General features: G+C 52.9%; 21 protein-coding genes. 16 read left to right on the top strand and 5 right to left on the bottom strand.

The window, feature by feature from the left end; translation table 11 throughout:
• Window positions 1-280 precede the first annotated feature (280 nt).
• Entirely contained in the window at window positions 281-1,852 is a 1,572-nt protein-coding gene (locus V3851_RS07975; RefSeq protein WP_331845995.1) for an ABC-F family ATP-binding cassette domain-containing protein, read from the top strand.
• Between the two features lie 307 nt (window positions 1,853-2,159).
• Here V3851_RS07975 and V3851_RS07970 read toward each other — a convergent pair whose 3' ends face one another.
• Window positions 2,160-2,351, bottom strand: coding sequence for a hypothetical protein (locus tag V3851_RS07970; protein WP_331845994.1), 192 nt, complete (start codon window positions 2,349-2,351; stop codon window positions 2,160-2,162).
• Window positions 2,332-3,147, bottom strand: a complete 816-nt coding sequence (locus V3851_RS07965; protein WP_331845993.1) for an IclR family transcriptional regulator — start codon at window positions 3,145-3,147, stop codon at window positions 2,332-2,334. The genes V3851_RS07970 and V3851_RS07965 overlap by 20 nt, the downstream gene beginning before the upstream one ends.
• 233 nt (window positions 3,148-3,380) lie before the next feature.
• Between V3851_RS07965 and V3851_RS07960 the strand changes: the two genes are divergently transcribed.
• The 7 genes from V3851_RS07960 (at window position 3,381) to V3851_RS07930 (ending at window position 10,171) form a co-directional block, all read left to right on the top strand.
• Complete coding sequence (locus V3851_RS07960) at window positions 3,381-4,763, top strand: MFS transporter (protein WP_331845992.1); 1,383 nt, start codon at window positions 3,381-3,383, stop codon at window positions 4,761-4,763.
• Between the two features lie 92 nt (window positions 4,764-4,855).
• Entirely contained in the window at window positions 4,856-5,629 is a 774-nt protein-coding gene (gene pxpB / locus V3851_RS07955) for a 5-oxoprolinase subunit PxpB (protein WP_331845991.1), read from the top strand.
• Window positions 5,626-6,627 carry a 5-oxoprolinase subunit C family protein gene (locus tag V3851_RS07950; RefSeq protein WP_331845990.1) on the top strand — a complete coding sequence of 334 codons (1,002 nt, stop codon included), beginning with the start codon at window positions 5,626-5,628 and terminating at the stop codon, window positions 6,625-6,627. The genes pxpB and V3851_RS07950 overlap by 4 nt, the downstream gene beginning before the upstream one ends.
• Window positions 6,628-6,653: 26 nt before the next feature.
• Entirely contained in the window at window positions 6,654-7,424 is a 771-nt protein-coding gene (locus tag V3851_RS07945; RefSeq protein ID WP_331845989.1) for a LamB/YcsF family protein, read from the top strand.
• 80 nt (window positions 7,425-7,504) lie between these two features.
• Entirely contained in the window at window positions 7,505-9,223 is a 1,719-nt protein-coding gene (locus tag V3851_RS07940; RefSeq protein ID WP_331845988.1) for an FAD-binding protein, read from the top strand.
• A 21-nt stretch (window positions 9,224-9,244) separates the two neighbouring features.
• Window positions 9,245-9,556, top strand: coding sequence for a 2Fe-2S iron-sulfur cluster-binding protein (locus V3851_RS07935; RefSeq protein WP_331845987.1), 312 nt, complete (start codon window positions 9,245-9,247; stop codon window positions 9,554-9,556).
• A gap of 138 nt (window positions 9,557-9,694) precedes the next feature.
• Window positions 9,695-10,171, top strand: coding sequence for a hypothetical protein (locus V3851_RS07930; RefSeq protein WP_331845986.1), 477 nt, complete (start codon window positions 9,695-9,697; stop codon window positions 10,169-10,171).
• Here V3851_RS07930 and V3851_RS07925 read toward each other — a convergent pair.
• Window positions 10,152-11,033 (bottom strand): LysR family transcriptional regulator, encoded by an 882-nt coding sequence (locus V3851_RS07925; protein WP_331845985.1) that lies wholly within the window; start codon window positions 11,031-11,033, stop codon window positions 10,152-10,154. The two genes, V3851_RS07930 and V3851_RS07925, sit on opposite strands and share 20 nt — an antisense overlap.
• A 118-nt stretch (window positions 11,034-11,151) precedes the next feature.
• On the opposite strand from V3851_RS07925, the gene V3851_RS07920 reads away from it, so the two are divergent.
• Entirely contained in the window at window positions 11,152-12,513 is a 1,362-nt protein-coding gene (locus tag V3851_RS07920; protein ID WP_331845984.1) for an MFS transporter, read from the top strand.
• Window positions 12,514-12,604: 91 nt separating this feature from the next.
• Here the strand turns inward: V3851_RS07920 and V3851_RS07915 are convergent, their stop codons facing one another.
• Window positions 12,605-13,351 (bottom strand): RCC1 domain-containing protein, encoded by a 747-nt coding sequence (locus tag V3851_RS07915; protein ID WP_331845983.1) that lies wholly within the window; start codon window positions 13,349-13,351, stop codon window positions 12,605-12,607.
• A gap of 239 nt (window positions 13,352-13,590) precedes the next feature.
• On the opposite strand from V3851_RS07915, the gene V3851_RS07910 reads away from it, so the two are divergent.
• The 5 genes from V3851_RS07910 to V3851_RS07890 all read left to right on the top strand — a co-directional run bounded on the left by V3851_RS07910 (window position 13,591) and on the right by V3851_RS07890 (window position 17,243).
• The gene (locus V3851_RS07910) at window positions 13,591-14,016 is read left to right on the top strand and encodes a DMT family transporter (protein WP_331845982.1); all 426 of its coding nucleotides are present in this window, start codon (window positions 13,591-13,593) and stop codon (window positions 14,014-14,016) included.
• A 30-nt stretch (window positions 14,017-14,046) separates the two neighbouring features.
• Entirely contained in the window at window positions 14,047-14,745 is a 699-nt protein-coding gene (locus V3851_RS07905) for a Crp/Fnr family transcriptional regulator (RefSeq protein ID WP_331846310.1), read from the top strand.
• A gap of 18 nt (window positions 14,746-14,763) precedes the next feature.
• Entirely contained in the window at window positions 14,764-15,234 is a 471-nt protein-coding gene (locus V3851_RS07900) for a DMT family transporter (protein ID WP_331845981.1), read from the top strand.
• Window positions 15,235-15,312: 78 nt separating this feature from the next.
• Window positions 15,313-15,768 carry a GNAT family N-acetyltransferase gene (locus V3851_RS07895; protein WP_331845980.1) on the top strand — a complete coding sequence of 152 codons (456 nt, stop codon included), beginning with the start codon at window positions 15,313-15,315 and terminating at the stop codon, window positions 15,766-15,768.
• 116 nt (window positions 15,769-15,884) lie between these two features.
• Window positions 15,885-17,243 carry a family 43 glycosylhydrolase gene (locus V3851_RS07890; RefSeq protein ID WP_331845979.1) on the top strand — a complete coding sequence of 453 codons (1,359 nt, stop codon included), beginning with the start codon at window positions 15,885-15,887 and terminating at the stop codon, window positions 17,241-17,243.
• A gap of 103 nt (window positions 17,244-17,346) precedes the next feature.
• Here the strand turns inward: V3851_RS07890 and V3851_RS07885 are convergent, their stop codons facing one another.
• Complete coding sequence (locus V3851_RS07885) at window positions 17,347-19,047, bottom strand: cellulase family glycosylhydrolase (RefSeq protein WP_331845978.1); 1,701 nt, start codon at window positions 19,045-19,047, stop codon at window positions 17,347-17,349.
• Window positions 19,048-19,636: 589 nt separating this feature from the next.
• Between V3851_RS07885 and V3851_RS07875 the strand changes: the two genes are divergently transcribed.
• Both V3851_RS07875 and V3851_RS07870 read left to right on the top strand, forming a co-directional pair.
• The gene (locus V3851_RS07875; protein WP_331845977.1) at window positions 19,637-20,068 is read left to right on the top strand and encodes a hypothetical protein; all 432 of its coding nucleotides are present in this window, start codon (window positions 19,637-19,639) and stop codon (window positions 20,066-20,068) included.
• Between the two features lie 143 nt (window positions 20,069-20,211).
• Complete coding sequence (locus tag V3851_RS07870; protein WP_331845976.1) at window positions 20,212-20,391, top strand: transcriptional regulator; 180 nt, start codon at window positions 20,212-20,214, stop codon at window positions 20,389-20,391.
• Window positions 20,392-20,483: the final 92 nt, after the last annotated feature.

Here is a 20,483-nt window from a genome sequence, read left to right as displayed (position 1 = left end):
AACCTAAATTAATCATAATGAGGTGGAAGGAGTATGTTCTTTTTAACGTCTGTTCTTGTTCGGAAAATGGCTTAAACGGGAGAAGTATGCCCTTTTATGGAGTTAAGCCAACCGAAGAACAGTGTTAAAGAGCGCGATTCCTTTCATGTATCAGGCTGAAATGGCCAAGGGTAGGGTGAACGTGTTCGCTCTGCCCTTTTTAACATTTCAAATTGAATAATTATCTTTTAATGCTGTTCTCTCGGCTTTGGCTCATTAGAGAAGCAAAGGAGAGAATAACATGAGTATTCTAACGGTTGAACAACTTACGCATACATTTGGAGATAAACCGGTATTCCGGGAGATCGGATTTCGTTTGCTGCGGGGCGAGCATGCCGGTTTGGTCGGCGGCAACGGCGCAGGCAAATCGACGCTGCTCCGAATGCTGGCGGGCGATCTCATTCCCGACGCCGGACAGATCGGTTGGTTGCCCGGTGCCAAATTCGGTTACTTGCGGCAGGATTTCGATTTGGTTCCCGGGACCACGGTTCTGGAGACACTGCAAGGGGCATTCGCCCATCTATACGAGCTTGAGCGAAGAATCGCGGAGCTGGCCGGGGAAATGGCCGCGATTTCGTCCCGGTCCCCGGAGCTTTCGCCGGGAACCGATTCGGGCCCGGACAGAATTACGGTCCTATTGGCCAAGTACGGGGAATTGCAAGACGAGCTGGAGCATTCCGGCTTTTACCGGCTGGATGCGAAAATCGCCGAGGTTGCTTCCGGTTTAGGTTTAACGGAAATCGGCCTGGATCGTAAGGTGGAGCAGCTGAGCGGCGGGCAGCGTACGAAATTGCTGCTGGGCGTATTGCTCCTGGAGGAGCCGCAGGTGCTGCTGCTCGACGAGCCGACCAACCATTTGGACGATGCCCATATCGAGTGGCTTACGGAATATTTGAAGCGGTATGAGCAGGCATTTATCGTGGTATCGCATGACGAGCGGTTTTTGAATGAAATTACAGGTGCGATTTATCACCTGGAGCATCAGCGGCTTAAACGTTATGCGGGCAATTACGGTGCGTTTCTCAGCCAATATGAGCAGGGCAGCCGGCAGGTGGAGGAGGCTTATGAACGGCAGCAAAAGGAGATTGTCAAACTGGAGCGGTTCATTGAGAAGAACCGGATCCGGAAAGCGAAGCAAGCCAAAAGCCGCGAAAAAATGCTGGAGCGAATCCAGGTGATCGAGCGGCCGTCCGCCGGCCCGCAGCCCCGGTTCGAGTTCAAGCCGCAAACCGAACCGGTACCGCGGGTGCTGGAGGCAGCCGGGCTGCAAATCGGCTATGACGCACCGATGTTTGCGCCCCGCGATCTGCGAATCGGCCGGGGAGATAAGATCGCCGTCATCGGCAGCAACGGAATCGGCAAATCGACCTTGCTCAAAACGCTGCTCGGGCATTTGCGCCCGTTCAGCGGAAAGGTGCGGATCGGGGAGCGGGTGCAGTCCGGATACTACGCCCAAGAGCAACCCGCCGACGCGCAAACTCCGCTGGAGTTTCTGTGCGCGTTACGGACGGATCTGACCCAGCGGGAGATCCGCAAGACGCTGGCCATGGCCGGGCTGTCGGATCAGCATATCCGGCAGCCGCTCAACCGGCTCAGCGGCGGAGAGCGGGCGAAAGCGCGCCTCAGCGAGCTGATGCTGAGCCCGGCCAATTTTCTCGTCCTGGATGAACCGACCAACCATCTGGACGTCCGGGCGAAAGAAGCGCTGAAGGAAGCCCTTTCGCATTACGCGGGGACAATCTTGCTGGTATCGCACGAGCCGTCTTTTTATCGGGATTGGGTGACGGGGGTTTGGGAAGTGGAGCGATGGTAAGGACGACGAAGTTTCAAAATTAACAGTAATAAAAAAGGGTTGTCCCAAAAGGCGTTAAGCCTTGGGGACAACCCTTTTTTAGGTGATTATTGTCCGGAAGAGCCATCATGTGTGAACGTTACGGCCAGGAGAGCCCTTATTTTCGGGAATTCGCCGACTTTGGAGGTTTGGCGGACACTGGGACCGTTATTGGAGAGGTATCGCCAGAGTCGGGAGCATTTTATGCAAAATAGGGGCCGTGGTGTCCGTAAGCAACGAAAAATGATCATCTTCGGCTAAATAACGGCTCTTATGTCCACTAGCAGGATTAATCCTGCTTATTCTTTGAGCCTGGCTTGGAAGCTGGCGAAGCATCCAAACCGCAATAGCCGTCGGCGCTGCAATTGGCCCCGGCATCCATTCCCGGAATCTCCAACAACGTAAGTTTTTTGCCATGCTCAGCGTTATTGTTACGACTTTCGTTTTTGTTGCTATCCTTATTATCGTTTGCTTGCTTCATAATTCACACTCTCCTTTGTATCGTGCGCAGCGGCGGCAGGAATGGCGGTGCAGCCGAGTTTTTGCGATATTTCATTAGCGGCCCGCTGTAGTTCGGGCACAAGAGCGGCGACTCGTTCCTCCCCGAACTGGATCTCCAATCCGGCAACGCTCAAAGCCCCGAGGATTTGGCCGGTATGATCAAAGATCGGAGCGCTGAGCTCGGCGGTATAGTTCTCAAGCTCGGAAACGCTGAAGCTGTACCCGGTGGCCTTGGATTTGTTCAACATTTCGGCGAGCCGCCCTTTGTCGGTAATCGTCCCGGAAGCGAAAGGCTTAAGCTCCGCCTCATTCATATAGGCTTCCCTTTCTTCCTCGGGCAGGAAAGCCAGAATAATCCGGGAGGATGCACCGGCGTATAACGGCGCCTTTTTCCCGATTTTCGTAAACAGCCGCACCGGATGATCCGTATCCAGCTTTTCGATATATATGCTTTCGTTACCGTCTCTCAGGACAAGGTGGACGGCTTCGGCGATTTCATCGCGCAGCTTCTCCATGACGGGCAGGGCGATATGCCGGATATCCAGCCGTTCCGCCACCAAATTTCCGAATTGCAGAAAGACAAGGCCCAGCTCATATTTCCCGTCCTTGTCCTTGGTGAGGAAGCCCATTTCCTCCAGCGAGCCGATCATGCGGTGGACCGAGGTTTTCGGGATGCCCGACAACCGGGCCATTTCGTTAATGTTCAGCTTATGGTGGGATAAGAAAGGTTGAAGAAGATCCATGGATCTGACGACGGTTTTATTTTTATTTTGCACAACTAATCCTCCTGCACGGTTTCAACGGAATTCCTGGTTCATTCATGGTTAAGTATACAACGATTGAGAGAAAGAATGAATCTTCGGCGGGAGGGGCAAAAATTTATCTTGATTTTTAATTAAACCCGACTATAATGATCGTATATATGGGTTATCGTTTTTCGGATAATGAATTCCGAATTGCGGAACTACAATAACAACTAGCATGGGAAATTGGGAGGGAGCTGAGCAACATGAGTTCAAATGCGGGTGTGCTTCATATCAGAAACAGAAAGGACGTCATCGATTTTGTCAATTCCAATCCGGTAAGCAGGCCGGGGTACAAAATTATTCTGCTGGCCCTGGCCGGAGTATTTGTGGACGCTTATGATTTTACCAGCATTGGCATCGGCACAGCACAGCTGCAGGAGCAGTTCGCGCTGTCCCCGGTGGAACTCGGAAGCCTGACGGCGATCATGGCCGTCGGTTCTTTGCTCGGCGCCGTTTTCGGCGGGTATTACACCGACAAATTCGGCCGTAACAAAATGTTTCTGATCGACCTGTTTCTGATGGTATTTGCGGCATTCGGCGCGGCGTTGTCCCCGAACTTCGGCTGGCTCGTCTTTTTCCGCCTGCTCATGGGGATCGGCGTCGGCCTGGATATTCCCGTAGCGCTCAGCTTCATCGCGGAATACAGCAATTTGAAAAAGAAAGGCTCCAACGTGACGTTATGGTGCCCGCTCTGGTTCACGGCCGCCTCGGCGACCGGTCTCATCGCACTGCCGTTCTACCTGTTGGACCAGCATGATTATATTTGGAGATGGTCGGTCGGGCTCGGCGGGGTTTTTGCCCTGATCGTCTTGATCCTGCGGTATTTTTATATGGATGAAAGCCCGCTGTGGGCGGCGCAAAATCTGTCGCTCGAAGAAAGCGCGAAAGTGCTGCGCAAAACGTATCACATCGATGTGATCGTTGAGCCGGAAGCGAAGCAGGGCTCGGCTGCGTCCGGGAAGAACAAGCTTTCGTATAAAGCGATTTTCCAGGGTAAGTACAAAATGCGGACGCTGCTCGCTTCCATCGTGACATTTACGCAGAGCATGGAGTATTTCGCGGTCGGCTTCTACATTCCGACGATTTCCAGCATTCTGTTTGGACAAGGGGTTATCTATGCGATCGTCGGAACGATTGTATTCAATTTGTTCGGCGCGCTCGGCGGCTTCCTCGGCTCGTCGCTGAACACCCGGCTCGGTGCAAGAAAGCTGTCCTTGATCGGATATATTTTTGCCGGAACCGGGCTGATACTCATGGGTGTGGCGGGGAATATCTTTGTGGGCGTTTCCGCCGTCCTGCTCGCCGCGTTCATTTTCGGACATGCCTTCGGGCCGGGCTCCCAGGGCATGACCATGGCGACGCTGTCGTATCCGACGGAGCTCCGCGGGCTCGGCGCTGGTTTTGGTCAGGGGATCACCCGGGCCGGAAGCATCCTCGGATTCTTCCTCTTTCCGGTCGTTCTAGCCGCCGTCGGGCTTTACAACACCTTGCTGCTGCTGGCGGTCGTTCCGGTGCTGGGGCTGATTGCGACGCTACTGATCAAATGGGATCCGATCGGGCAGGATGTGGAGAATGAAACGGTATAATGTTGTTTCGTAAATCGGGACATATAAACCGAAAATCGGTATAATATGAAGTTAAGAACACAAAAAGGTATTTAAAAAGGAGCTTCATAATTATGTCCGAATTACAGACTTCCTTGGGCTATCGCATCGTCCCGCTCGGCGATTCCGCGCTGAACGTATGCTTTGGAGACCGGGTTGATCCGGTCATATATCATCGGGTAAAACAGTTGGCCGACCACCTGGATCGCCATCCGCTTCCCGGCATGATCGAATATGTGCCGGCCTATGCTACGGTCACGATATACTACGATCCACTCGCGCTGATCACCGGAGAGAACGGCGGGGGAGAGACGAAAGGGGATACCGCGTTCGAGGCGAGCGGGAAGCCCCCTTTCGATACCGCCTCCTCGCTGCTGCACAGCATCATGGCGAAGCTGGGCGATGCGATAAGCGCAGCCCCCAGAACCGTGGAGATTCCCGTGTGCTACGGCGGGGACTTAGGCCCCGACCTTGAGACGGTGGCGGCCTATCACGGGCTAACCGAGGATGAGGTAATCGATATCCATACTTCGGCCGATTATTTGGTTTACATGCTCGGCTTTGCCCCGGGCTTCGGCTATTTGGGCGGCCTGTCAGGGCGGATCGCCACCCCCCGGCGGGAAACGCCGCGCCTGTCGATTCCCGCCGGGAGCGTCGGCATCGCGGGGGATCAGACGGGCATCTATCCGCTCGACACGCCGGGAGGCTGGCAGCTCATCGGCAGAACCCCGGTCCGGCTGTTTATGCCGGAGCGGATGCCGCCGACGCTGCTGGAGGCCGGCGATCATGTCCGGTTTTGCCGGATCACGCGCGAGGAATACGATGCGTGGGGGGGAGACGGATTATGAGCTTAATCGTCAACAAGCCGGGATTGCTTACGACCGTTCAGGATTTGGGCAGATTCGGTTTGCAAAAATACGGGGTCATCGCCGGCGGGGCGATGGACCCTTTCGCCTTGCGGATCGCCAATCTGCTGGTCGGGAATGACGACAACGCCGCCGGATTGGAAATTACGCTGCTGGGGCCGGAGCTCGTCTTCGCGGAGACGGCGCTTATATCCGTTTGCGGCGGCGATTTGTCCCCCAAGCTGGACGGTAGACCGCTTCCGCTTTGGAGAACGGTGCTCGCTCCCAAAGGAAGCGTCCTCACGTTCGGCCGAATGGTGCGCGGCTGCCGCGCATACCTCGCCGTCAGCGGCGGCATCGCGGTGCCGGCGCGGATGAACAGCCGCTCCACCTATCTGCGGGCCGCGATCGGCGGGCATGAGGGCCGCGCGCTGCGCAAGGGGGACCGGCTGCCGTTCGGCGCTAAAACGCTGCGCGGTCTGAACCTGCTCGGCAGGCTGGCGCGCGAAGCGGTGACGGAGGCCGGGGCGGTCAGCCCATGGGCCGTCGCCCCGTCGCTGCTGCCGGCTTATGCGCCGAATCCCGAGCTTCGCGTCCTGGCGGGGACGGAAATGGAATTATTCGATGAACAAAGCCTTGAGCGGTTCTTTAGCGAACCGTACGAAGTGCTGCCCCAATCCGACCGGATGGGCTACCGTCTTACCGGTTCCGAGCTTCATTTGCGCGAGCGGAAGGAGATGATTTCTTCGGCCGTTACGTTCGGCACGGTCCAGGTGCCTGCCGACGGGCGGCCGATCGTGTTGATGGCGGACCGCCAAACGACCGGCGGGTATCCGAAAATCGCCCAGGTCGCCACGGCGGATTTGCCGCTCTTGGCCCAAACGAATTTGGGGGCCAAGGTTTCCTTCCGGCTCATCTCGCTGGAAGCGGCCCAGGCCGATTACCTGGCCCGGGAAAAGGCCGTCCGTACGTTGCGTAACGGCTTGGACAGCATTAAATAATGCAGGAAAGGCAGGATGAACGAAATATGAAGGTAATCGATTTAAACTGCGATATGGGCGAAAGCTTCGGCGCCTATACGATGGGCAGGGATAGCGAAGTTTTGCGATATGTGACCTCCGCCAACATCGCTTGCGGCTTTCATGCCGGCGATCCGGCCACGATGCGAAAGACGGTGCGGCTGGCGCTGGAGCACGGCGTCGCCATCGGGGCGCATCCGGGGCTTCAGGATTTGACCGGGTTCGGCCGCAGGGAGATGGATATATCTCCGCAGGAAGCGTACGATATCGTCGTTTACCAGATCGGGGCTTTATGGGGAGTGGTACGCGCCGAAGGCGCCAAGCTCCAGCATGTCAAAGCGCATGGCGCCCTATATAATATGGCGGCGAAGCAAGCCGGACTGGCGGAGGCCATCGCTGAAGCGGTATACCGCGTTGATCCCGAGCTGATCTTGTTCGGGCTGGCCGGGAGCGAGCTGATCTCTGCAGGAAAGAAAGTCGGGCTGCGCACAGCAAGCGAAGTGTTCTCCGATCGGACGTACCAATCCGACGGCTCGCTGACCTCGCGACGACAGCCGGACGCGCTGATCACGGACGACCGGACGTCGGTATCCCAGGTCATCCGGATGATATCGGAAGGTAAGGTGCTGTCGCAGCAAGGGATCGACGTTCCGATTCAGGCGGATACGGTTTGCATTCACGGCGACGGCATCCATGCGGTGGAATTTGCCGCGAAAATCCGCAGCTCCTTGACGGAAGCCGGCATTACGGTTCAAGCGGCGGGCGCGACTTTCAGCTAGCAGGGACAAACGGTTCGGCGATGGAAGCGATTCGGAAGACAGATTCCGGCATCAGGCGATGAGAGGGGAGACTTACGGAGATGGAAAAAGGAATGGAACCGCTAAATCTGCAATGCGACGTGCTCGTCGTCGGCTCCGGTGCGGCTGGAATGATGGCTGCCAGAGCGGCGGCGGATCAAGGGGCCAGCGTTATCCTGGCTGACAAAAGCTTGATCGGCCGGGGCGGCGCGACCATTTTGGCGCAAATGACGGTCGCGGTGGCGCTGGGCGAAGCGGAAGAGGATTACCCGGACATTCATTTTGCCGACACGATGAAAGGCAGCCGGGGGCTAGCCGACCCGGCGATCGTCCGGGCGATCGTGGACCGGGGTCCGGAGGTGATTCTCGAAGCCGAGAGCTACGGCGTCAAATGGGCGAGAACGCCCGACGGCAAGCGGTCGCAGGCGTTTGCGCCGGGGCATTCCAAGGCCCGGTGCGTGTACGTGGATATTTTGAATACCGGTGGCGCGACCTCGGCGGGCTTGAAGAAAGCGATCTGGAAAGATCAGCGGATCAGGCGGCTTAAAAATATGATGATCACCCGAATCGCGCTTCATGAAGGCCGCGCGGTGGGCGCGGTCGGCTTCGAAATGGAAAGCTTTCGTCCGGTGAGCATCGCTTCGAACGCGATCATCCTGGCGACCGGCGGGTTGACCGAGGTATATGCGCGCAACAGCGCATCGGCCAATATGACGGGGGACGGATATATGCTCGCCGCCGAAGCGGGGGCCGAGCTGCGCGATATGGAAATGGTGCAATTTTTCCCGATCGCCCATCTGTTTCCGCCGCTCGTCGGCATCGACCCGATCATGTGGGATCCGTTCCGGTACAAGCTGGGCGGTCGTCTGCTGAACGGGCTGGAAGAGGAATTTATGGATAAATACAACGGCGAGGTCGCCGGAAAATATACCGCCGCGCGCGACCAGACGACGCTGGCGATCTTCCGCGAAGTGGAGGCGGGCCGCGGCACACCGCACGGCGGGGCTTATCTCGATTTCCGCATGGTTCCGGAGGATAAGCTGAAGGAAGCGTTCGGCCCCGTTATCGACATTTTGCGGAATCAGGGCGTCGATTTGACGAAGGATATGGTGGAGGTCGCGCCGATGGCGCATTTCATGCTCGGCGGCGTCCGCGTCGATGACCGCATGAGAACGCGCGTGCCGGGACTGTTCGCCGCCGGCGAGCTCATCTACGGCATGCATGGAGCCAACCGTCTGTCGGGCAACGCGATTACCGAAGCGCTCGTCACGGGGCGGATCGCCGGCGAGACGGCGGCGGCCAAGGAAGACGGGGGCGCAGCGGACGCAAGTGCCGCCATTCAAGCGGCGCTCGAGGCGGAGCTATCGCGCTTGCATTCATTCTGGCACCCGACGCCGGTCGAGCGGGATACCGCCTCGCTGCAGGCGTTCAAACGCAAGCTGCAGCGCATCATGTGGCAGGGCGCGGGTCCGCTGCGGACCGAAGCAGGGCTGAGCGGGGCGTACAAGGAGATTTCGGCCCTGCGGGCCGAGCTGGATGCCGTTTCGCTGGCCAAGCCGGGCCGTTTTTCGCTGAGTCTGATCGAGAAGCTGGAATGCGACAATATGCTGAAAGTCGGCGAATCGATTATTCTGGGGGCACTGGAGCGCAAAGAAACGCGCGGCGCCCATGTAAGGCTGGATTATGAGGAAACATTGGATATCCCGGCAAGCTACAGTTATTCACTGGACAAGCAGGGGAATTGGAGCGTGCAGGAAATCGCACTGCCGCCGCAAAACTGACCGGATGAAGGAGGGTTCGACATGCCTAACGTTACATTAAACGTAATTCGCGGGAATCCCGAAACAGGGGCCTCGCCGGAAAAATTCGAAGTTCCGTATGAGGACGGGATGAGCTTGCTCGACGCGATCTTTTGGATCAGAGAGCACCGGGATCCTTCCCTTTCGGTGAGATATTCCTGCCGTTCGGCGAATGCCTGCAAGGAGTGCTCGGCGATTGTCGACGGCAAGGCCGGATATTTGTGCAGCATCCGCGCCGTTCCGGATAGCAAAGTGAATATCGCGCCGCTTGCCGCACGGCCGTGGATCAAGGATTTGGCTACAGATCTGGAATAGATCGGATGCGGAAACAGGGCTCTTGTCCGTAAGATGAAAAATCTTGCCGGACGAGAGCTTTTTTATTTGCGCCCGGACAATGATCGGTTAAGATAGCAGCAGAAGCTTCCATTTCTTTCAGGAGAAAGGGGATAACCCATGAGATTTGAGTTTTCGTCAATCGGCCTGATCATTTCTATTTTGATTCTTATGCCGAGCCTGCTCTTCTTTACGCTGTTCCCGCCAAAGAACGCTCCGGCCGCGGCCCCGGCGATCAATCCCATATTTACTTTGCTGGAAAGGGTGGGCCAGGGTGCCGTCTTTATGGTTTTGATATTTTTGACCAAACCCGATTTTAGCGGCAGGGACGCCGATGTGTGGGCGATGCTGACGGCCGTTTGTTTTGTACTGTACTACATAATGTGGATTCGCTATTTGGCAAGGGGCCGTGATCGCGGCTATCTGACGAAAGCTTTTCTGTTCATCCCGATTCCGCTCGCCGTATTCCCCGTATGCGCTTTATTGTTTGCGTCGTTGTGGGGGGAATCGCTATGGCTTTGCATCGCTACTGTCATTTTTGCCGTCGGCCATTTGGCGGTAAGCTGGGCAAGCGCCGTCAGCGACGGAAATACGTAACGAGAAATTGTTTAAACTGTTCCGCAGCTTGGGATACATAACGCTTATCTACCCACGAAACGAAATACCTGCGGCGGCAGGAGGGACTTTTGATCGGCAGCAGCGTAAATTGCGGATCTTTGGCCCGTCTCTTGTCGACCGGCATAAAAGCGACGCCCAAGCCCGCGATAACGAGGCTTTTCAGCGATTCCGGATCCTCCACCTCGTACATGACATTTCTTTGGATTCCCGCTAACCTGCAAAACCCCTCATTATCGCTGCGAAAAGGATGTCCTTGCTTGTATTCGATGAAAGTCTCGCCGGCCGCTTCGGTCAAGGCAATGCCGCTTTCCCTTTCCAGGCGGTGACCGCTGGGCACGGCCAGGAACACTTCCGCTTCCCATGCGACCTGTTCGCAAATCCCGGGTCGGTTCATGGCGGACGCTCCAAAGCATAGATCGACATCTCCGGCTTCCAGAAGCCGGTTCATTTCTTCCCCTTGCGCCGGAGGAACTTGCAAAATCCGGATGTCCACTTCCGGATACATGGCGCGAAAGGCGCCGACAACCTCGGCCAGCCGATGCAGGGAATTCGTCGCGATTGCGATACTGCCGCGCGCAAGACCCGCCAAATCGGCGACTTCCCGCCGTCCTTCATCGAGAGCCGTAAGCGCGGCATCGACCTTTTTCAAAAAGGCTTTGCCGAACGTATTGAGGCGAATTTGCCGGTTGTGGCGGTCAAATAACCGTACGCCCAAGTCCGCTTCCAACCGGGAAATCGTCTTGCTGAGCGCGGGTTGGGCAATTTGCAGCTCTTCCGCCGCTTTGGTCATATGCTCCAGTCGGGCGACCGTCCTGAAGTAATGAAGTTGGAGCAATTCCATCGTCGGTGTTCATCCTTTCATATACCTAAGGTTATGATTATATGTCATAACATATATTTTTTATTATTTAAGACTGATTGTATAATAAACCACACCGAATAGAAAGAGAGGGAGAGAGATGGAACAACAGCAAACTCAGTCGGCCGCGGGGGAAAAATTAATTCGTATCCTGGCGGTAACGATGGTGATCTCCGTGATGAACGCAACGATGTTCAATATCGTCCTGCCCGAAATCAAGGAAGATTTCCGGCTGTCTTTGGGACAGGTCAGTTGGGTATTTACGATCTATACGCTGATCTATGCCATCGGATCAGTCATTTACGGAAAGCTGGCAGATACGTACAAATTAAAAAATTTGCTGACCTTCGGCATGGTCCTGCTGCTGTTGGGATCGCTCGCCGGGCTGACCGCTCCCGCCTTCGGCATGGTCCTGCTCGGCAGAGGTCTGCAGGCCGCGGGCGCGGCGGTGATACCGGCGCTTGGCATGATCATCCCGGTCCGCTATTTTCCGCCGGAGCGTCGGGGACGCGCTTTGGGCATATCCGCTACGGGCCTGGCGCTGGGGAATGCGATCGGGCCGGTGGTTTCCGGGCTGATCGGGGGAATGCTCGATTGGCGCTGGTTGTTTTGTACACCCGTCCTGATCCTGTTCACTTTGCCTTTTTACCGGAGATATTTGCAGGATGAGCGTACGGCGAAAGCGAAAATCGATTGGATCGGGGCCGTCCTGCTTGCGGGAACGGTAACCTCCTTGCTCTTGGCCGTCACTCAGGGCGGATGGACGCCGGCTGTCGCCAGCCTGATTTTCTTGATCTTATTTATCGTGCGGATTCAAACCGCTGCAGAACCGTTTATCCAAGCCCGATTATTCGCCAATAAAAGCTATTCGCTTGGTCTTATCGTTTCTGTGTGCGTGATGGGGGTAGGGTATGCACTGCCTTTCTTGTCGCCACAGTTCCTGTCGGGGATTAATCATCTATCCCCCTTGTTCGCCGGGATTACGATGGTGCCGGGGACGATCGCCGCGGCCATCTTGGGCAGAAGCGCGGGGAAGTTGGCCGATGCGAAAGGAAATCCGTTTCTTTTTTATATGGCTTCGACATTGCTGCTGATTTGCTTCCTATGCATGTCAACCTTTGTAGGAAGCTCCCCGGTTGTCATTGCGATTGTTCTGGTCTTCGGTACGGTGGGGCAGACATTTATGCAAATCGCCATGTCGAACTCCATATCCAGAACCTTGCCGAAAGAGCAGGCGGGGGTAGGCATGGGCATGCTGACGATGCTGAATTTTCTGGCGGGAGCCGTTTCAACGGCCATTTACAGCCGGGTGGTCGATCAAGGCTCGTCTGTTCATTGGAACCCTTTCAACGATTATCCTTCTTCGAACACATTCAGCAATATTTATATCGTGCTTTTCTTTGCTTATGTACTTATTTTATGGGTTTACCATTTTCAGTTCGGTAAGCGGGCAAGGGAGTAAACGTAAAAACATTTGACAGCTTAACGCAGCCACGGGGTAATGCACATAAATTTATCTACAAGCATAGGCCATCCTTCGAGGATGGCCTATGCTAATTGCCGGGCATTTGAATGCCGTACCAGTCATCTATATCGCATTGGCTATATTCATTATCACCCACAGCAACCACCGTGCCGTCCAATTTAAGGCCGATGGTATGGGCGCAACCCGCAGCAACCGCCACAATATCGCTCCATCCGCTTACATTGCATTGGCCATACTTATTCCAACCCACAGCCGCCACCGTGCCGTCCGATTTGAGGCCGATGGTATGACTACTACCCGCTGCAATCGCCACAATGCCGTACCAGCCGCTTACATCGCATTGGCCATGCTTATTCCGACCCGCAGCAATCACCGTGCCGTTCGATTGAAGCCCGACGGTATGAAGATAACCTGCCGCTGCCGCCACGATGCCTCGCCAGCCGCTTATATCGCATTGGCCATACCGGTTATTACCTGCAGCCATCACCGTGCGGTCCAATTTAAGCCCGATGGTGTGCCAGTCACCCGCCGCGACCGCAACAATATCACGCCATCCGCTAATATCGCACTGCCCATGCATATTCCAACCCGCTGCCGCCACCGTCCCGTCCGATTTAAGCCCGATGGTATGAGCATTACCGGTATTCGTCGCCATATGAACATTACCCGCCGCTACCGCCACCATATCGCGCCAGCCGCTTACATCACATTGGCCACATTTATTATCACCCACGGCAACCACCGTGCCGTCCGATCTAAGGCCAACGGTATGACGACGGCCCGCCGCTATGGGATCTTTAGGCCACTGTTTCACCTATAACGCCGTTTCTTTCGGTGTAATATAATCCATGCCTTGCCTCCTTTATTCCAATAGCTCCGAACACTGCAACCTGCGATCATTATTTCACTGCATTCGCGGGCTCGAACATCATTGAAAGCGTCAACGGACATTCTTCTTAAACTCGGTTACACGCCGAGGACAAATGTCCTTCCCAAATGTCTGCAGATATCTTTAAATTAGAATGAACAGAATGAAAAATGGGGAGAGACAAAATGAGAGGATTGTTGTTCGCGTTTTTGGGCGGGGCCTTTATCACTTTGCAAGGGGTCGCGAATTCCCGCATCAGTCAGGGGATCGGAACCTGGCAAGCGGCGACGCTGACCCAGTTGACCGGGTTTGTTACGGCGCTGTTGATCGTCATGGTGATGCGGCAGGGCAAATGGCGGCAATTCAAGGAAGTGAAGCCATTGTATCTGACCGGAGGCGCCTTGGCGGCGGTCATTATTTTCGGCAATGTAACGGCGATCCATTTGACCGGAGTTACGCTTACCAGCTCCGTGCTGCTGGTCGCCCAGCTTCTGATGACTTTTCTGATCGACATTAACGGATGGTTCGGTGTCGCGAAACAAAAGATGCGGCTTCCCCAGTTCATCGGTATTATGATGATGGTGGCGAGCGTGATTATTTTAAGATACTAAGATTGAGCAGGCTGGAGGCTGACCTGAATGATGAAAGAGACCCGCGATACGGAGCAGATCCATGCTTATCTCCGGACGTTTCGAATCGATTCCGCCATACCCGAAGATTTGAAACCGCATTTGTCGTTATGCCGTTTCGGGCAGGGCGAATTCATTTGCACCCAAGGCGAACCCGCGGGCGTATTGTATATTCTGGTCAAAGGCAAGATTAAAATTTACACGACCTCGGCGGAAGGAAAGACGCTGATTCTATCTTTTAAATCGCCCGTTGAAATTATCGGGGACATCGAGTATGTGCAGGGCGGAGATATTATCAACACGGTGGAGGCCGTTACCTCCGTGGACATGATCGGTATTTCCTACCGCTGGCTGAGAAAATTCGCCAATGATGATCCGAAGTTCCTGCAATTCCTGCTCGATATTGTGACCCGGAAGTTTTTGATCAAATCCAATGATTTAAGCTTCAATTTAATGTATCCTGTCGAAGTAAGGCTGGCCAGCTATTTGCTGTCGGTTTGCTTCGACGGGACGGATGCCCTCCTTCAGGGAAGGTTAAGTACCTCCGATTTAAAGGATGCTGCGAATTTGATCGGCGTCAGCTACAGGCATCTGAACCGCGTTCTCTATCAATTTTGCGCGGAAGGCCTGACCGAGCGGACCAAAGACGGAATTATTGTCATAAACCGCGACGGCTTAACCGCATTGACAAGCCATAACATTTACGAATAACAAACGGGAGAGATAGATATGCTAATCGGACTCTTATGGGCTTTGCTCGCAGGATCGCTGGTCGGTCTGCAAAATATTTTCAATAACAAGGTGGATGAACGAGCGCGGACCTGGACTACCACCACCTTAGTATTGGGGCTGGGCTTTCTGGCTTCATTCCTGATCGGTCTTATTGTCGAGGGAGGGAATCTGTTCAACTGGCAAAATATGCAGCCCTGGTTCTGGTTCAGCGGGGTGATCGGCGTAGGGGTTGTCTTCTGTACGGTCAACGGGATTAAGCTGCTTGGACCGACGTATGCCATCTCCATCGCGATGGCGGCCCAGCTTATATTCGCGCTGTTGTGGGATTCTTTGGGCTGGTTCGGGCTGGAGCGGGTCCCTTTTTCCATCAAGCAGCTGGTTGGCGTACTCATCGTCATCGGCGGAATCTTCGTGTTCAAATTCGGCGGGCTGCGGCAAACGCGAAAGGCGGCAGCGGAGGGCGAATGATCCGTCAAATGTCATCTTTGCAATTCTCCGAATGGTACGTATACTAGGGATTAAAAACTGGCGCATGGAGTGATATTTTTGGAGATTAGGGTTGACAATCTAACAGGAGATAAAATCATCGGATTAATAGCGGAACATCTTAGAGGCATGGCGGCGGATTCACCGCCGGAAAGCATCCATGCCCTAGATCTCGAAGGATTGAAGCGCCCGGAGGTTACGTTCTGGAGCGTATGGGAAGGAGACGAGCTGCTCGGCTGCGGAGCGCTGAAGGAGCTGGATCCCTTGCATGGCGAGATAAAATCGATGCGGACCTCAGCCTCACACCTAAGAAAAGGCGTGGCCAAGCGGGTAATGGAACATATTATTCAAGAAGCCGAGGGGCGGGGGTACAAGCGCTTAAGCCTGGAGACGGGGTCACCGGACTCTTTTGCGCCGGCGCGGAAATTGTACGAGCACTTCGGATTTCAATATTGCGAGCCGTTTGCGGATTATATCGAAGACCCGTATAGCGTGTTTATGACCAAGGAATTGTAGATAGCGGCTTGCCGGCTCCCTGATCCACAGAACCGTGACAAAATAATGCTATTTTATGTCTGAAAAATCAAGGGTTATGATTTCCTCTTCTTATATAATTTTATAGTAAAACCGGGATGGGCTTAACTATAAAAACAGGGAGGGACATAAATATGGCTAACCCCTATTTACCCAATTGGGAATATATACCTGATGGAGAGCCCAGAGTTTTCGGGGACAGGGTATATATTTACGGTTCACATGATTTAGCGGGATCCGATCGGTTTTGCGATTATAAACTGAAGGTATGGTCGGCGGATATCCATCGTCTCGATGATTGGAAATGCCATGGGGACGCGTTTCATACACGCATGGACAGAGACCATGAATCCGATACGGCTTGGTCGGATCGGGAGTTGTATGCTCCGGATGTGGTTGAAAAGGAAGGTAAATACTACCTTTATGCTTATATCGTTGGATCAAAGGGATGTGTTGCGGTAAGCGATAGACCGGAAGGTCCTTTTGAGCTTGTATCCCGATACCAGGTTCAAGATCACGAAGATCCCATTCTTGCGGACGGGCAGTTCGTCGATCCGGGTGTACTGGTGGATGATGACGGCAGGGTTTATATCTATTGCGGATATTTAGGTTCGTATATGGCCGAGATAAATGCGGCAAATATGTATGAAATATTACCCGGTACATTTAAGAAAGATATTCTGCCGACGGATGAGCCGTTTGCATTTTTTGAAGCATGTTCCCCCCGCAAGGTTGGGGATACCTATTATTTAATTTATTCCCCGAAAATCGGCAGCAGGCTTGACTATGCCACGAGCCATTCGCCCACAGGGCCGTTTGAGTATCGGGGCACGATTATCGATAATGGCCTGGATTATCCCGGCGGCAATAATCATGGATCGATCTGTGAAATCGACGGGCAATGGTATATTTTTTATCACAGAATGACGAATAATACGGTAATGTCAAGACGCGGTTGCGTTGAACGAATCGAAATTCTTCCGGACGGAAGCATTCCGCAAGTAGAAATGACCTCGTTGGGCTTTGAAGTATCGCTTTCACCCTATCGTCCTACCCCGGCAGATGCAGCTTGCATGCTTAAAGGAGGATGTTTCATAACGGAGAGAAACGTTTTGGACAGAGCGGTAGTCAACATCATGAACGGAAGTATTATCGGCTATAAATATTTTGATTTCGGAAAAGATTTTTCCAGCAGCACAATGGAATTCACGGCTAAAATCAGAGGTTGCGGCAATAAAGGGACGATGAGAATTCTCATTGATGACGACGCGGCCGGTGAAGAAATCGGAAGATGCGAAATTGGAGCGGATGATGGGACTGTAAATACAGTGGTGAAATGCGTTACAGGCGTTCATACCGTATATTTGGTATTTGAAGACGGATACAGCGGTTATTTCGGAGAATTCTTCAAAGGCAGACCGATATGCGAACTGGAAAGCTTTGTATTCCATAAATAATGTTATATTTTCCTAGTCTATTTCGCTTTGGAAAAAAGGCGATTGCACCGGTAGAATACCGTGTGGCAATCGCCGCAACTTTTTTTACTGAATCCGGTTTGTCCTACTTGATACGTACGATTACATCTACATTCACTTCTAGATCTCTCGGCCAGAATTTAAAAGAATATACGGCATCGTCATCCATGGCGTTTAATACGTTTTTGGAAATATAGACGTTATCCCGATCCGACCAGAAATCGTTGCCGTGGCTTAACCCGCCGTGAAGGCCGTTAAACGCATCGTTAGGCATCCAATTTGTCCATTCGTCTTTAACCGGCATGGGTAACGGTTTTCCGGTCTGGTAATCTACAGTGTTCAGTTCCAATGCGGTGACGGTCGCAAGCGTTGTGCCGTTGAAATTGGTCGGGATCTTTAAGTCTTCGTTGGCGGCTCCTCTGGCAATGGTCACTTCGGTTGTTGCCAATACAGGAGCTTTGAAGGTAATCAAGCTGAGCAATTGGTCCGCGCCGGCCGAAAACTCAAATCGCAGCGTGGCTCCGACACCCAAATGTTGAGATAATGGAGCAATATATTCTTTGTTCAGCGTCAATGTCGACTCATCCAAGGTGTAATCGCTGCCCTCGGTTAATTTGGTGTCGCCATGATAAATACCGAGCAGCCTGTTGCCGTTTAATTCCAGTTGCAGGATCTGGTCGGAGATATCCGCCCCTTCCAGGAAATACAACTCTGATTGATCCACAAAAGAATTGGCGATTCCTTTGCTCGCATTCAGAATAATGTCTTTTTTGATAGGATCTAACCACGATCCGCTCGGACGATCGAATTCGTCGCCCCACAACATCGTAGCCATTCCGTACTTATGGGCCGCGCGAACAAAGCTATCCTGATATATCCACTTGGAGTGCTTTTCTACTGGCGTCAACGTGCCGTATTCGCCAATGATAACCGGAAGACCGACTTCCTTTGAGAAATCGTTTAATTTTCCGAACAGGTTGTCGAAATAATTCCGGTCGTTCCAATTAGTAATTCCGTACCAGTTGGATACAAACCCCCAAGGATCGTAATTGTGCACGGTCAAGATCAGATTTTTGTCCGAAGTGTCGGGATTTTGAAACCAATCGATCGTCTTCTCTATATTCGTATTTAAACCGGGTAAAATCACCAGACGCTTTTTATTATGACCGCCTGATTCGCGGATCACTTTTAACACATTGCGATTCATGATGTTATACTGTTCCGCATCTTCGGCGGTGCTGCCCTGCGGCTCATTCAACGTTTCAAACATTAACCTTTCGCTTCTGTTTTTGAAGCGATCCGCAATTTGTTCCCATAGAATCATTAACTTTTGTTGCTTGGCGTCAAGATCGGTCTTATCGGATAAATTGGCCCATTCCCAGGAATCGTGGTGAACGTTGAGAACGACATAAAAGCCTCTCTCAAGCGCCATGTCGACAACCTCGGATACTCGATCCATCCAGGCCGGATCAATGAGATAATCGGGAGCGGGTCCCATATGATGCGTCCAGGTAACCGGGATTCGGACGCTCTTAAATCCCGCGGCTTTGATATCGTCAAAATTCTTCGGAGTCGCGGACGGGCCCCAGGACCCTTCCGTTGGAATGGCATCGAGCGTGTTTGTCAAATTCCAGCCAGCTCCCATTTGCGAGATTGCCGTATAGGGGTCAACGTAACGGAACTGATGGATATCCTTTCCGTTTGCGGATACCCCTGAAACCAGCAATGAGGCGATAATGCCCATGAACATCGCGAGCAGGAGTGCTCTTCGGGAAAATTTTTTCACAATAGCCACTCTCCTTTACGGAATATTCGAAACCGCTTGCAAAACAATCGATTTTTACGAAACCGAATCACTCCTTCATAAAAGATATACATATAGTACCTTTGATTGTAATTTATAGTAAGTTTTGACACCTTGATTTTTAAGTCAAACAATAGCATTATTTAGACATTTTGCGTAACCCACTGCCCAAAAACTGGAACGCCATCCCCAATGCTGGTCGAAGAGCATGGCAATCGGCAGCCAGACCGCAGTCGCTACCATTAGCCCGCCAAGAACGATAGATGCAGCCCGGGCCGCTTTGCTCCGGCCCGGTCAGCTCACGATTTATCGTCCCGGGATAAAGCACCAGGAGGCCGCAGTAACTGCTTAGAAAAAGGGCGTTAATTTCTCCGACATTGCAATCGGCGTTAATTTCTCCGTTCGTTTGCCATATACGGATCTGCCAAATATATCTAGACAGCTTAGTGTCCTTGCCGAGTCGCTCCAAAACTAGAATCTTAAAAAAAGTTAAAATATGAAGTTACTAGCACAAGCTCTTTTTCATATTACGAATAGGATGTAGTAAAATATGAAAAGGAGTGAGAATAAATTGGCAAAAACGCTCTTGGATTACAATGCGCAAGTCGTTACCCCGATTACCAATGGCGTCAATATCCCGGTTCCCATTTCACCTGCAGGCATAGAGATCGCCTCCACATCCGTTTTTATCGATCCGGCGGATCCGGCAAGCTTCCCGAATAAAGTAGAATTGAAAGCGACTATTGGTTTTGACATTGATCTGGATTCCCCTAATATTCTTGTTCGCATTTGGCGCGCCGGCACTGAAATCTTCTATGCGCTGGCTGAATTTGACAATCTGGTATCCGATATCGACGACGCGGTGATTTCCCTTCACTTCGTTGATGCTAACGCGCCGGCCGGAACGCAAATTTACCAATTGATCGTTGAAAATCAAGACGACAATTCCGCCGCCTTCGTTGTCGGTCCGATTGTATTCAGCGCCATGGCCATCGGCGGGTAGATCCAGCTTCGCGGAATGTCAAAAGGCTTCCTCCAGGAGGGAGCCTTATTTTCATTTTAAAAATGAACATTTTTTAAACAGACTATTCACGGGAACGAACGTTTGGTATTCTGGTGGTAAATATAGGAATGGAGGTGTCCGTGGTGAGCGTGAAAGAACAAGTGCTTGAAGCGATGAGAAAGGCCGGCAAGCCCGTAAGCGCAGGTGAGGTGGAAGAATTGTCGGGTTTGGACCGGAAGGAAGTCGACAAGGCCTTCAAGGAGTTGAAGAAAGAGGAAGCGATTACATCCCCGATCCGCTGCAAATGGGAGCCCGTAAAATAAGCAATTATTACATAAAGAATTGAAGCTTATCCCAAGCTTCAATTCTTTTATTTCGGCTTCTTTCATTGCCGCAGCTTAGATGTTTTACTATA

The organism is Paenibacillus haidiansis (genome assembly GCF_036553665.1).
Lineage (GTDB): Bacteria > Bacillota > Bacilli > Paenibacillales > Paenibacillaceae > Fontibacillus > Fontibacillus haidiansis.
This window is presented reverse-complemented; position numbering and strand designations above follow the sequence as displayed.